Source organism: Streptomyces sp. MBT65 (genome assembly GCF_016612545.1).
GTDB lineage: Bacteria > Actinomycetota > Actinomycetes > Streptomycetales > Streptomycetaceae > Streptomyces.
In genome coordinates this window covers 1-12,142 of sequence record NZ_JAENRY010000247.1, presented here as the reverse complement: position 1 = coordinate 12,142, position 12,142 = coordinate 1, and the positions used below count along the sequence as shown (strand labels likewise).

At 71.9% G+C, this 12,142-nt stretch carries 13 protein-coding genes and 1 pseudogene; 8 read left to right on the top strand and 6 right to left on the bottom strand.

Features of this window, described 5'->3' with window-relative positions; genetic code table 11:
- The 7 genes from JHN63_RS38360 to JHN63_RS38330 all read left to right on the top strand — a co-directional run.
- On the top strand, window positions 1-460 hold a 460-nt coding region (locus JHN63_RS38360), incomplete at its 5' end, for an MSMEG_0572/Sll0783 family nitrogen starvation response protein (protein ID WP_200689735.1).
- A 10-nt stretch (window positions 461-470) separates the two neighbouring features.
- A complete protein-coding gene (locus tag JHN63_RS38355) occupies window positions 471-1,562 on the top strand; it encodes an MSMEG_0568 family radical SAM protein (RefSeq protein ID WP_307782078.1) in 1,092 nt (363 codons plus the stop codon).
- Window positions 1,562-2,998: an MSMEG_0567/sll0787 family protein gene (locus tag JHN63_RS38350; RefSeq protein ID WP_200689734.1), complete on the top strand. Its 1,437-nt coding sequence runs from the start codon at window positions 1,562-1,564 to the stop codon at window positions 2,996-2,998. Before JHN63_RS38355 ends, JHN63_RS38350 begins: the two co-directional genes overlap by 1 nt.
- Window positions 2,995-3,849, top strand: a complete 855-nt coding sequence (locus JHN63_RS38345; RefSeq protein ID WP_200689733.1) for a carbon-nitrogen hydrolase family protein — start codon at window positions 2,995-2,997, stop codon at window positions 3,847-3,849. Before JHN63_RS38350 ends, JHN63_RS38345 begins: the two co-directional genes overlap by 4 nt.
- Window positions 3,846-4,682 carry a carbon-nitrogen hydrolase family protein gene (locus JHN63_RS38340; RefSeq protein WP_200689732.1) on the top strand — a complete coding sequence of 279 codons (837 nt, stop codon included), beginning with the start codon at window positions 3,846-3,848 and terminating at the stop codon, window positions 4,680-4,682. The genes JHN63_RS38345 and JHN63_RS38340 overlap by 4 nt, the downstream gene beginning before the upstream one ends.
- A complete protein-coding gene (locus tag JHN63_RS38335; protein WP_200689731.1) occupies window positions 4,679-5,764 on the top strand; it encodes an MSMEG_0565 family glycosyltransferase in 1,086 nt (361 codons plus the stop codon). Before JHN63_RS38340 ends, JHN63_RS38335 begins: the two co-directional genes overlap by 4 nt.
- Before the next feature lie 67 nt (window positions 5,765-5,831).
- Entirely contained in the window at window positions 5,832-7,007 is a 1,176-nt protein-coding gene (locus JHN63_RS38330; RefSeq protein WP_200689730.1) for an acyl-CoA dehydrogenase family protein, read from the top strand.
- A 4-nt stretch (window positions 7,008-7,011) separates the two neighbouring features.
- Here JHN63_RS38330 and JHN63_RS38325 read toward each other — a convergent pair whose 3' ends face one another.
- A complete protein-coding gene (locus JHN63_RS38325) occupies window positions 7,012-7,533 on the bottom strand; it encodes an adenylate kinase (RefSeq protein ID WP_200689729.1) in 522 nt (173 codons plus the stop codon).
- 56 nt (window positions 7,534-7,589) lie between these two features.
- On the opposite strand from JHN63_RS38325, the gene JHN63_RS38320 reads away from it, so the two are divergent.
- Window positions 7,590-8,525 (top strand): ADP-ribosylglycohydrolase family protein, encoded by a 936-nt coding sequence (locus JHN63_RS38320; RefSeq protein WP_200689728.1) that lies wholly within the window; start codon window positions 7,590-7,592, stop codon window positions 8,523-8,525.
- A gap of 44 nt (window positions 8,526-8,569) precedes the next feature.
- Here JHN63_RS38320 and JHN63_RS38315 read toward each other — a convergent pair whose 3' ends face one another.
- From JHN63_RS38315 to JHN63_RS38295, 5 genes and pseudogenes are all read right to left on the bottom strand, one after another.
- Window positions 8,570-8,875: a hypothetical protein gene (locus tag JHN63_RS38315; RefSeq protein ID WP_200689727.1), complete on the bottom strand. Its 306-nt coding sequence runs from the start codon at window positions 8,873-8,875 to the stop codon at window positions 8,570-8,572.
- 71 nt (window positions 8,876-8,946) lie between these two features.
- Window positions 8,947-9,639, bottom strand: a complete 693-nt coding sequence (locus JHN63_RS38310) for a DJ-1/PfpI family protein (protein WP_200689726.1) — start codon at window positions 9,637-9,639, stop codon at window positions 8,947-8,949.
- 204 nt (window positions 9,640-9,843) lie between these two features.
- Window positions 9,844-9,990, bottom strand: a pseudogene (locus JHN63_RS38305) (carbohydrate ABC transporter permease); the annotation flags it as partial.
- Between the two features lie 77 nt (window positions 9,991-10,067).
- A complete protein-coding gene (locus JHN63_RS38300; RefSeq protein WP_200689725.1) occupies window positions 10,068-11,465 on the bottom strand; it encodes a condensation domain-containing protein in 1,398 nt (465 codons plus the stop codon).
- 157 nt (window positions 11,466-11,622) lie between these two features.
- On the bottom strand, window positions 11,623-12,142 hold a 520-nt coding region (locus JHN63_RS38295; RefSeq protein ID WP_200689724.1), incomplete at its 5' end, for an FABP family protein.

Sequence of the window (12,142 nt, the reverse complement as noted above, 5' to 3'; positions counted from 1 at the left end):
GTCCCTCCCCGACGGCACCAGCATCTACGGCTCCACCAAGGTGTTCCCCGACTACAAGGCCGAGGACGGCGAGACCTACTTCACGCTCGTCCACGGCATCGCCCACGAGTCGTCGGTGTCGTTCGTCGCCGTCCTCCAGGCGACCCGCGCCCTGCGCAAGGGCTTCGAGACGGCCATCTACTTCTACGGCCCCGGCTCCCTCAACTGCCTTGCCACGCGCGGCTTCCCGACCACCGGCAACTCGGCCTTCCCCGGCGAGCACAACATCAACAACCAGCTCAAGACGTTCATCGCCGAGGGCGGCAAGGTCTTCTGCTGCCGCTTCGGCCTCTCCCTGCACGGCGCCCGCGAGGAGGACCTCATCGAGGGCGTCATCCCGACCCACCCGCTCGACGTCCAGGACGCGCTGATCCACTACGCGCGCAAGGGCGCCATCATCAACTCGACCTACCAGCTCTAAGGGGGCCACTGTGCGCGTTGGCACCGAATCGACGAGTACGGCGGTGGATGTGCGCATCCTGACCCGAGCCGAACTCACCCTGCACGGCGTCGCGTTGGACGCCCCCGTACGGCGGCCCGACGGCGCGGGTCCGAGCGGCGACGGTCACGTCCTCGTCGACGGTGCCAACGCCGCACTGCCCACCAACCCGGCCAGCCCCTACCGCGTCCGCGACGGCAGCGTATGGCTGGGCGACCAGGACACCGGGCTCGCCCTGACCGCCGTGAACCGCCCGAAGTTCTACGACCTGACCACCGCCGACGGCATCCCCTACGAGCACATCGCCCGCCTCCACGGCGCCGACGTCCTCGCCACCACCGTCGTCCAGACCTGTATCCGTTACGCCGAGTCGGACCGCTGCCGCTTCTGCACCATCGAGGAGTCGCTGCGCTCGGGCGCGGCGGTCGCGGCCAAGACACCGGCGCAGCTCGCCGAAGTCGCCGAGGCGGCGGTGCGGTTGGACGGGGTGCAGCAGATGGTCATGACCACGGGGACGACGACCGGCCCCGACCGGGGCGCGCGCAATCTCGTCCGCTCCGTGCGCGCCGTCCTCGAAGCGGTCCCGGGCCTGCCGATCCAGGTGCAGTGCGAACCGCCCGGCGACCTCGCCTGGATCCGTGAACTGCACGACGCCGGGGCCACCGCGATCGGCATCCATGTCGAGTCCCTCGACGAGGAGGTGCGACGACGCTGGATGCCGGGCAAGTCGACCGTCCCGATGGCCGAGTACGAGGCCGCGTGGGACGAGGCGGTGCGGGTCTTCGGGCCGAACCGTGTCTCCACGTATCTGCTCGTCGGGCTCGGCGAGGACCCGGACGAACTCATCGCGGGCGCGGGCGAGTTGATCGACCGAGGGGTGTACCCGTTCGTCGTCCCGTTCCGTCCGATGGCCGGCACGCTCGCCGCCCGCGACGGCGTCCCGGCACCGAGCGCCGACCTCCTGACGTACGTCACGGAGGGCGTCGCGGCCCGGCTGCGCGCCGCCGGGATGAGCGGCGCCGACCAGAAGGCGGGCTGCGCGGCCTGCGGCGCGTGCAGTGTGCTGCGCACGGCGGGCGGGTGATGGCCGTGTACCTCGACGGCTCCGCGGCACCGCCCGTGGCGGACGGTCCGGTGGACATCCTGGCCCTGCTCGGCGACCACAGCACGCTCGCCCGCCGCCCCTCGTTCCACATCGAACAGGCCGCCGACGCAGCCGAGTTGACGTCCTACCGACGGCTGCGCACGGAGACCTTCGTCCACGAGCAGGGCCTCTTCAGCGGCGACGACCTCGACGACCGTGACGCCGACGCCCGTACCGTCGTGCTGGTCACCCGGGCCACGGACGGCACGGTGATCGGCGGGGTGCGGCTGGGCCCGGTCGACGACGGTCCGGACCTCGGCTGGTGGCAGGGTGGCCGCCTGGTCGTCGCCCCAAAGGCGCGCGGTCCGCGCGGAGTCGGCGCGGCGCTGGTCCGCGCGGCCTGCGCCCGGGCGGAGGCCGAGGGCGCACTGCGCTTCGACGCGACCGTGCAGGCCCGCAACGAAGTGCTGTTCCGGCGGCTGGGCTGGCAGTCGGTGCGGGCCACGGAAGTCGCAGGTACCCCGCACGTCCTGATGCGCTGGCCCATCGACCGGACAGCAGCCCAAGTCGCGGCCACCAAGGCCGCGTTGGGCCCCCTGCTCGCCGCGCTACCCGCCCCGCCCGGCTACGTCGGCGACGACGGCGCGCCCGTCCCCGGCACCGATGTGATCGCCGCGTGCGACGCGATCGTGCCGTCGATGGTCGAGCGGGACCCGGAGTGGGCGGGCTGGTGCGCGGTCCTGGTGAACGTCAACGACCTTGCCGCGATGGGCGCTTCACCGGTCGGACTACTGGACGCGGTCGGCGCGCGCGACGCGGCACACGCCGCGCTGATCCTCGCCGGACTGACCCGGGCGGCGCAGGCCTACGGCGTCCCAGTGCTCGGCGGTCACACCCAACTCGGCGTCCCCGCCGCCCTGTCGGTGACCGCGCTCGGCCGCACCGACCGGCCGGTACCGGGTGGCGGCGGACGCCCCGGACACGCCGTACGGCTCACGGCCGACCTCGGCGGCGGCTGGCGCGCGGGCTACCGGGGCCGCCAGTGGGACTCGACCACCCGGCGCCGTACGGACGAACTCCGCACGATGACAAGGGCTGTGGCCGTCGGACGGCCCGCTGCCGCCAAGGACGTGTCGATGGCCGGGATCGCCGGGACACTGGGGATGCTCGCCGAGGCTAGTGGCTGTGGGGCGGTGCTCGATGTGGCCGCCGTGCCCCGTCCGGCGGGTGCGTCCATGGGCGACTGGCTGACTTGTTTCCCGGGCTTCGGGATGCTCACGGCCGACGAGCCCGACGCGGCGCCGCTGCCCGCCGGGCCCGCGACAGGCGCTCTGTGCGGGGAGTTGACCGCCGGGCAAGGGGTCGGGCTGCGCTGGCCCGACGGAGAGATCACCGAGGCGGTCACCTCGACGGTGACCGGAATGGGGACGGCATGAGCACGCTGCGGATGGCGGCCGTGGCCGCCGAGTTCGGCCGCGACCTGGAAGAGGACTTCGCGATCGCCGAACGGCTGATCAAGGAGGCCGGGGAGCAGGGAGTGCGGCTTCTCGCGCTGCCGGAGGCGTGCCTGGGCGGCTATCTGCTCAGCCTGGACGACGACAGCGCACTGGACGAGGGCCCGCCCGCGCTCGCCCTCGACGGCCCGGAGATCCGCCGACTGGCCGCGCTCGCGGGGGAGTTGACGGTCGTCGCGGGCTACTGCGAGGCGGGGGTCGACGGACGGCAGTACAACAGCGTCGTCTGCGTCACCGGCGACGGCGTCCTCGGCAACCACCGCAAGGTCCACCAACCCCTCAGCGAGGACGCCAGCTACGCCTCCGGCGACCGCTTCCACGCCTTCGACACACCGGTCGGCCGGATCGGCATGATGATCTGCTATGACAAGGCGTTCCCGGAGTCGGCACGGGCCCTGGCGCTGGACGGCGCCGAGATCGGGGTGTGCGTGTCGGCGTGGCCGGGCGCGCGGACGAACGCGAGCGCGGACCTGGAGAAGGACCGCTGGAAGCGGCGCTTCGACCTGTTCGACCGGGCCCGCGCCCTGGAGAACCAGATCGTGTGGCTGTCCGCCAACCAGTCGGGGACCTTCGGGTCGCTACGCTTCGTGGGCAGTGCCAAGGTCGTCGACCCGGGCGGTGAGATCCTCGCCGACACGGGCGTGACCGCCGGCATCGCCGTCGCCGAACTCGACGTCGCCCAGGCCCTGGAGACCGCCCGCCGGTCGATGGGGCATCTGCGCGACCGGCGGCCCGAGACCTACGGACCAGCCCCGGGAGCAGTCACCGTATGAGCACCATCCGGATCGCGGCCGCGGCCGCCCACTTCGGCCGCGACCTGGAGTTCGACCTGGCCCGCGTCGGCAAAATCGTCGACGACGCCCGCGGCCAGGGCGCCGATCTGCTGGTGCTGCCCGACGCCACGCTCGGCGGCTATCTCGCCGACCTCCGCGACCCCGACCCTCAGTCCCTGCCCCCGGCCCTCAAGCCGGACGACCCGCTGATCCTCCAAGTCGCCCGCCTGGCGGGCGAGATGGTGGTGTGCGTGGGCTACTGCGAGGACGGCGGCACCGAGCGCTACAACGCGGCCGTCTGCGTCAGCGGCGACGGCATCCTCGGCCGCCACCGCAAGGTCCATCTCCCGGCCGGCGAGGTCGCCGCGTACACGGCGGGCGACCGCTTCGACGCCTTCGACACCCCGGTCGGCCGCCTGGGCATGCTCATCGACTACGACAAGACCTTCCCGGAGTCGGCCCGTTCGCTGGCCCTGGACGGCGCCGAGATCCTCGCGTGCCTCTCCGCCTGGCCCACCAGCATCACCAACCGCGCCCCGCGCATGGCCCAGGACCGCCAGGCCCGGCTCTTCGACCTCTACGACCAGTCCCGCGCCGCCGAGAACCAGGTCGTCCTCGCCTCCTCGAACCAGACCGGCGCGCTGGGCGGCATGCGCTTCCTCGGCCAGGCCAAGGTCGTCGGCCCCGGCGGCGACATCCTCGCCCGCACCTGGTCCAAGGCCGGGCTCGCCGTCGCCGAGATCGACGTGGCCGCCGAGACCGACCGGGCCCGCCGCGTCCTGCGCCACCTCGACGAACGCCGCCCCGACGCCTACCGGGAGTCCCGTACGTGAAGATCGCCCTGCTCAGCTACTCCACCCGGCCACGCGGCGGGGTCGTCCACACCCTCGCCCTCGCCGAGGCCCTCGCGGCCCTGGGCGAGGACGTCACGGTGTGGACCCTGGGCCGGGGCGGCGACGCGGGCTTCTTCCGCCCGGTGAACCCGGCGGTACGGGTCGAGATCGTGCCGTTCCCCGACGGCCCGCCCGAGGAGACGGTCGGCGCCCGCATCCTGCGCTCGATCGCCACCCTCCGCACCGCGTTCGACCCCACTCCGTACGACGTCGTCCACGCCCAGGACTGCATCAGCGCCAACGCGGCCGGCCGCTGCGTCCGCACGGTCCACCACCTCGACCACTTCACCACCCCCGAACTGGCCGCCTGCCACGAGCGCGCGATCGTCGAGCCCTACGCGCACGTGTGCGTGTCGGGGTCGGTCGCGCAGGAGATGGCCGAGGGCTGGGGCATCGACGCGCACGTGATCCCCAACGGGGTCGCCTACGACCGTTTCGCCACCACCGACCCGGCCGCGCGGGCGAGTTGTCGTTCCCGTCTGGGCCCGTACGTCCTCACCGTCGGCGGCATCGAACCCCGCAAGGGCTCACTGGACCTGCTGGAGGCCTACGCCCTGTTGCGCGCCGAGCGACCCGAGGTCCGGCTGGTGATCGCCGGCGGGGAGACGCTGTTCGACTACCGCGACTACCGGGCGAGTTGGGAGGCGCGCGCCGCCGAACTCGGCGTGCAGCCAGTCGTGTTGGGGCAGGTCGACGAAGGGGAACTGCCGTCCCTGGTCGCGGCGGCGGACGCGTTCGCCTTCCCCTCCCTGAAGGAGGGGTTCGGGCTCGCCGCGATGGAGGCGCTGGCGGCGGGGGTGCCGTTGGTCGTGCGGGATCTGCCCGTGCTGCGTGAGGTGTTCGGGCCCGCCGCGCGTTTCGGGGCCACCCCCGAGGAGCTTGCGGCCGAACTCGGTCATGCCCTCGCCGTCGAGGATCCGGCGCGGCGATCGGCCGGGCGGGAGCTGGCCGCCCGCCACACCTGGGAAGCTGCGGCTCGTGGTCACCTCGACTTCTACCGCTCCCTCAACACACCTGTCTGAGCACGGGCGTTGACACCGTGTGCGATCCGCGTCACGGTGAGGGCCCCGTAGCGCTCGGAGGTCGCCCATGGCTCCGCCCCCGTCCGATGCCGGCCTCGTCGAACGTGTACGGGCACTCCAACCCCTGCTCCGCGAGCGCGCGTTGCGCACCGAGCAGGAGAGAAGGGTGACGGCGGACGTGGTGTCGGCGCTGACGGACGCCGGGGTGTACCGGATGAACGTCCCCCGGCGGTACAGGGGTTACCAGAGCCGGCTGAGCACACAGGTCGAGGTGTTGGGCGAGATCGCCGCCGGGTGCGGTTCGACCGGCTTCATGGCCCTGAACCAGGCGGGCTGTTCGTTCATCGCCGCGCTCTTCCCCGACGACGCCCAGGACGAGATCTTCACCGGTCCTGATGTACGGATCGGCGGCACGCTCGTCCCGGACGCCGTGGCGGTCGCGACGGACAACGGCTATGTCTTGAACGGCACTTCGGGCTTCGCCACCGGTTGTCAGAACGCCGACTGGCATCTGCTGACGGCCCGGGTCGCGTCCGAGGGCGGCCCGCCCGAACTGCTGTGGACAGCAGTGCCGATGTCCGATCTGGAGATCCTCGACGACTGGTACGTGTCGGGACTGGCGGGCAGCGGCAGCAACAGCGTCGTCGCGCGGGACGTGTTCGTACCCGCGCATCGTGTCCTGCCCGTCGGGCCCTTGCTGGCAGGCGAGGTGGCCTCGAAGAGCAACGCCGACGACCTCTTCTACCGGATGCCGGTCCTGCTGCTGTTCTGCGCCTGGACGGCACCGAACGCGCTGGGTCTGGCCCGGGCGGCCCTCGCGGAGTTCACCGAGCGCATCCACCGGCGGGGCATCACCTACACCTTCCACGAGCGGCAGTACGAGGCGGGCGTCACCCATCTCCAGGTCGCCGAGGCGGCGTTGAAGATCTCCTGCGCCGAACTGCTGACCGCCGACTTCGTCGCACGGATCGAGGCCGCGGCCGAGAACGGCGTCTCGTACACGCAGGCGGAGCGGGCCAGGATCCGGGCGCAGAGCGGCTATACGACCCGGCTGTGCAAGGAGGCCGTGGATCTGCTGTCCTCCGCCTCGGGAGCTTCCTCCCTCCACCGGGACGTCCCCGTCCAGCGAGCCGTACGCGATCTGCACGCCCTGAGCCTGCACTCGTTCGTCAACCCGACCACCAACCTGGAGCTCTACGGCCGGGTCCTCTCCGGGCTGGACGCGGGCACGCCGTTCCTCTGAGGGCTCAGCCCAGGGACGCCAACCAGGCAGCGGTGTCGCGGGGGCGGGCGAACCGGAGTGTGGTGAGCGGAGCGAAGCGGGGGTCGTTCGTACGGCGCTCGATCTCGGCGCGCCTGCCCGCGTGCTGGGACCACGCCCACCACGCCGGGTGCTCCCGGCTCAACCACCCGGCCCAGGTCTCCCTGTTGCCGCCGAAGACGCTCTCGCGGGTCACCGTGCGCCGCAGGGAGCGGCGCAGGACGCGCGGCATGATCACGCGTTTCGGGTAGTCCAGCCAGATCACCGTGTCGGCCAATTCCCAGAGCAGATCGCGGACTTCGGGCGAGCCGATGGAGTCGATGATCCAGCCGGGTGCCGACGTGACCCGGAGAACGTCGTCCGTCAGTCGCTCGTTGACGGCCCAGTCGGGGCCGACGAAGTACAGGGCGTCCATCTCGTGGTACGGCAGTTTCAGCCGCTCGCCCACGCCTCTGGCCAGCGTGGACTTGCCCGCGCCCGTCGCCCCGACCACCAAGATCCGCTCCATCCCCGCACCTTAACTACGATGTGCCGAGCCCACCGATCATTAACAGGAGCACCACCATGAGCAGTCCGCGCCACGCCCACGCCTCCCTCGACGGGCTGGTCATCGGGGACGCCTTCGGTGACGGCTGGTTCACCCGCTCCGACGAGGATGCCGAGGAGCTGTGGGCCGCGCGGGAGGTGCGCCCCGTGCCGTGGCTGTGGACGGACGACTCGGCCATGGCGTTCGTGCTGTTCGCCCACCTGGTGGCCCACGGCGAGGTCCGACCGGACGCGCTGGCACGGGAGTTCGCCGCCGAGTACGCGCGGGAGCCGGGGCGGAAGTACGGCCCGTCCATGCACAGCGTGCTGCGCCGCATCGGCGAGGGCGAGGACTGGCGGGCGGTCACCACCGGACAGTTCGGCGGGCAGGGGTCCTACGGCAACGGTGCCGCGATGCGGGTCGCGCCGCTGGGCGCCTGGTTCCGGGACGATCTCGCGGTCGCCGCCGAGCAGGCGCGGCTGTCCGCGCTGACCACCCATGCTCATCCGGAGGCCGTCGCCGGGGCGGTGGCTGTGGCGGTCGCCGCCGCGCTCGCGGCCGCCGGGGCGGGTCAACAGGCCGCGCCCCGCGCCGAGTTCCTGCGGGAGGTCGCCTCGCACGTGCCGGAGAGCGATGTCCGCTCCGGTCTGCTGGTCGCGGCGAACTTCTCCGAGCGGACGTCGGTACGGCACGCGGCGTCCGTGCTGGGCTCGGGGACGCTCATCTCGGCTCCGGACACGGTGCCGTTCGCCCTGTGGTCCGCCGCGGGGCATCCGGACGACCTGCCCGAGGCGTTGTGGCAGACCGTCGCCGGGTGGGGCGACCGGGACACCACCTGTGCGATCGCGGGTGGTGTCGTCGCGGCCCGCACCGGCACGGGTGGTGTCCCGTCCGCCTGGAGGGAGGCGTGCGAGGCGATCCCCGCGTGGAGCGGCTGGGACTCGCTCGCGGCGACCGGCCAGGGCAGCGTGTAGGGCGGGCAACGGCCTCGTCGACGTGGTCGCGCGTCACATGTCGCTCATGGCCGCGGTCGGCGTCGGCCGCTGACCTTCGAGGCGGGGAGTCGACCGGCTTTCGAGGTGCCGGTGAGCGTGTCGTCCTCGACGGTGACCGCGAAGGCCAGGTTCAGGCGCAGCGGCTTGGTGACCGCCTGATTCCAGGTGACCCGGTCGCCGTCGACGACGACGTCCCGGAGGGGAACCTCCTCGCCCGTGCCGTGCGCGATGCCGGTGAACTCCTCGCCGTCCCGGCGCAGTTCGACGACGGGCTTGATGCGGCCGACGGGTGTGGCGATGGTCAGGTCCCAGACGCCTTCGATGGACATGAGTGGTTCTTCCTTGCCGTGAAGTCGAGACGTCGAGAAGTCGTGGAGTCGGTGCGGGTGTCGATCGGGCGTCACAGGGTGACCGGGGCAGGCCCCCGCGCCTGCCAGGTGACACCTCGGCGCTCGTGGGCGAAGAGTTCCTCGACGGCGTGGGCGATCCGCGGACCGACTTCGCGCTCCAGCAGGTACAGGCCCAGATCGAGGCCGGAGGTGACGCCGGCGCCGGTGACCAGGTCGCCGTCGTCGACGACCCGGGCGTGGACGGCGTGCACGCCGGTGGCCTCGAGCATGTCGAGGCCGAGATGGTGGGTGGTGGCGTTCCGGCCCTCGATGAGCCCGGCCATGGCGAGGACGAGCGAGCCGCCGCAGACCGTTGCCATGGTGATCCGCGGGTTGTCCATGGCGGCCTTCAGCAGACCGGGCAGCCCGGTGGTCAGTGTGCGTCCGAGCAGCACGGGGATGAACTCGTCCTGCTGCCAGGCCTGTTGGTCGTCTGCGTCGATGTCGGGCACCTCGCCCGGTTCCCCGACCCGGCCGGAGGCTCCCGGCACCAGGACGAGGCCGGCGCGGGCGGGGTCGAGTGCGCCGGTGGCCCGCAGCGTCAGGCCACCGGTACCGCTGACGACGTCCCGGGAGCCTTCGGCCGAGACCAGTTCCACGGTCACGGCACCACCCGAGGCGCTGCCGCCCGCGTACAAGACCTCGAAGGGGGCGACGACGTCGAGCGGGTCGAAGCCGTCGAACAGAACGATCTGGACGTGCACAGGGCGTCTTCCGTAGAGGGAGACCGGCGATCACCGGCCTGTCCCTCGACGCTAGAAGCACGCGTGCGAGGCAACCAGAAGCCTCGGTGACAGGCTCCGACGGGATCCCGCCACCATGCTCGTCACCCCGGTGAAACCGGAGGAACGCGACGCACAGCCCGACCGCCGCCGCGATCAGTGCGGAGCCCGTCGGATCGGCGACGGCGCGCAGGACACGACGTTCCCGATGACCGAACCGATGCCGATCAACAGGGAGTTGAGCAGGAGCTGGGTCACGGAAACACCGCTGATGCCGTCGAGGGCGGTGGTGTGGTTCGACCACTCGATGTGGCTCGGCAGCAGTTGTTCGGACATGGGCACGGACACCTCGGTCGGTGCCCGTGCCCCGGGTCGGTTCTCGGCCTCGACGGCCCTACGTGGAGGGGGTTCTAGAGACGCACGGCCAGCGACGGCCGGGCCACCGCGACCAGTTGCTCCCGTACCAGCTCCATGCACAGCCGCATGTTCTTGTCCGCGATCACGTTGTCGGGGATTCGGCACGCGAACTGCAGGCCCTCGTGGACCCGGGTCACCCACGCGCACACCTGGTCGCCGTACGAGACCCGGATCAGTCCGTACGCCTTCAGCTCCTGCCAGCGCTCCGAACCGGGCAGGGCGCGCGAGTCGACGTAGGAGACGATCGAGTACAGGTCGGGGGACGTGGGCCTGAAGTCGGCGCCCAGCAGGCGCAGTACGCGGGCGATGGGCATGCGGGCCAGCGAGCGGTTCTCGCGGAGGGTGGCGCGCACCATGCGCAGGGCGTGGTCGAAGTCGGTGGCGTGCTGGACGGGGATCTCGATCGGGGCGCCGCCCACGTACCAGCCGACCGAGTCGGCCCAGCGGGACTTGGCGCGGGTGTGGAAGGGGACGACGGTGCGGTACACGTCGAGGCCGCTGATCTCGCGGGCGGCGAGAGCGACGGCCGCCAGGACGCCGACGAGGCTTCCGCCGTACGGGCGGCAGTACGCCTCGAAGGCCGCCGCGTCCGTGTCGTCGACGAGCATCTCCTGGAGGAACTTCTGGGTGGGCAGCGGCCCTTCGGGGTCGAGGCCGAGGTCGACGGGGAAGTTCGGCAGCTTGCCGTCGCAGCGGGCGATGAACTCGCGCCAGCGGGAGACGACGGTGTGCGTGTCGTCGATCTGGTCGGCGTCCGTGCGCTCGCCCGCGCAGAAGTCGATGTAGCTGGCGACGGGCGCCGACTCGACCGCGTCCCCGGCGAGGCCGGCCGCGTACAGCTCGTGGACCTCGCCCGCGATGCGGTGCAGCGAGTAGGCGTCGACGTTGCTGTGGTCGAAGGCCAGGTAGACGCTCGCGCCGTCGTCGCGGACGACCGCCGCGAAAAGGAAGTTGGGCCAGGTGAGCGCGTCCGCCGCGACATCGAAACGGTCCTGCATGTACCGGGTCAGCGTCCCCGCGTCGGCGAACTCCCCTACGTCCTCGCGGTGCAGGGCCACGGCGTCGGCGTCCAGGGTGAAGCGGCGCATCTCGTCACCGGCCCACCGGAAGCCGCTGCGCAGCGTCTCGTGCCGGAGCATCCAGGATCTCAACGCGCCCTGGAGCACGTCGAGTTCGATCCGCCCCGGCATGTCGAAGGCGGTACCGAGCCAGGTCGGCACGAACAGCCCGTCCGCACGCACGGAACGGGCCGTACGGATATGGGACTCCTGCACATACGCCGGTGGCCGCGCGTCGTCCGGAAGGGCCCGCGCCGCTCCTACGGCCGTCGGGTGCAGCGTCCACTCGACGAGTCGTCCGGGTCGGATCTCGCACCGCTGAAGGTCACTCATGCGCACAGGGCTCTCCGTTCGCCTGCCCACGGGAGGCCGCCGGGCACCACTGTCGATCCACGCCTCCATGCCGCTCGGGCACCGCTCACTGCATGGGAGATCAACGACCGGATATTCCGAAAGCAACGCTGTGAACAGGCTTGCTGATCAGCTCATTTCAGCCCGTACGTCGCAGCCGTGCCGAGAGGTGGTGCTGCAACGGCTCCCCCACGGCCTCCAGATCGTGGTCGAAGGTGAGCGTGGTGGCGTCGGTCAGGGCGTAGCGGCGGCGGGTGGCGGTGACCTTCTTGGCGGTGTGGGTGAGGGCGACCTCGTGGGTGGCGAGTTCGACCGTGCCGTCGGTGGCGTGGCCGACGAGGATCTCGGCGATGCCGGTGGGCTGGGTGACGAGTGCCTCCACCCGGCCGTCGGGCTGGAGGCGCCACCAGCCGCTCTCGCGGGCGGCAGGACGCAGGGGTGCGCCGTCGGCGTCCAGAAGCCAGGCGCGGGCCTCGTAGTGCAGGAAGGGGCGGCCGTCGTGGCTGAAGGTGACGTCCTGCGCGTAGGCGAAGTCCCCTTCCAGGGTGGGGTATTCGCCTTCGCCTTGGCCGTGCCAGTGGCCGAGGAGGCCGAGGACGGGTGCCAGCAGCGGGTGCGGTGCGGGGTGTTCGTCGGGGTGGTGGGCGTCGGGGTAGGGG

Coding starts and splice junctions, on each gene's coding strand:
- JHN63_RS38350 (WP_200689734.1), top strand. CDS start 1,562: ATGGCCGTGTACCTCGACGGCTCCGCGGCACCGCCCGTGGCGGACGGT.
- JHN63_RS38345 (WP_200689733.1), top strand. CDS start 2,995: ATGAGCACGCTGCGGATGGCGGCCGTGGCCGCCGAGTTCGGCCGCGAC.
- JHN63_RS38340 (WP_200689732.1), top strand. CDS start 3,846: ATGAGCACCATCCGGATCGCGGCCGCGGCCGCCCACTTCGGCCGCGAC.
- JHN63_RS38330 (WP_200689730.1), top strand. CDS start 5,832: ATGGCTCCGCCCCCGTCCGATGCCGGCCTCGTCGAACGTGTACGGGCA.
- JHN63_RS38325 (WP_200689729.1), bottom strand. CDS start 7,533: ATGGAGCGGATCTTGGTGGTCGGGGCGACGGGCGCGGGCAAGTCCACG.
- JHN63_RS38320 (WP_200689728.1), top strand. CDS start 7,590: ATGAGCAGTCCGCGCCACGCCCACGCCTCCCTCGACGGGCTGGTCATC.
- JHN63_RS38315 (WP_200689727.1), bottom strand. CDS start 8,875: ATGTCCATCGAAGGCGTCTGGGACCTGACCATCGCCACACCCGTCGGC.
- JHN63_RS38300 (WP_200689725.1), bottom strand. CDS start 11,465: ATGAGTGACCTTCAGCGGTGCGAGATCCGACCCGGACGACTCGTCGAG.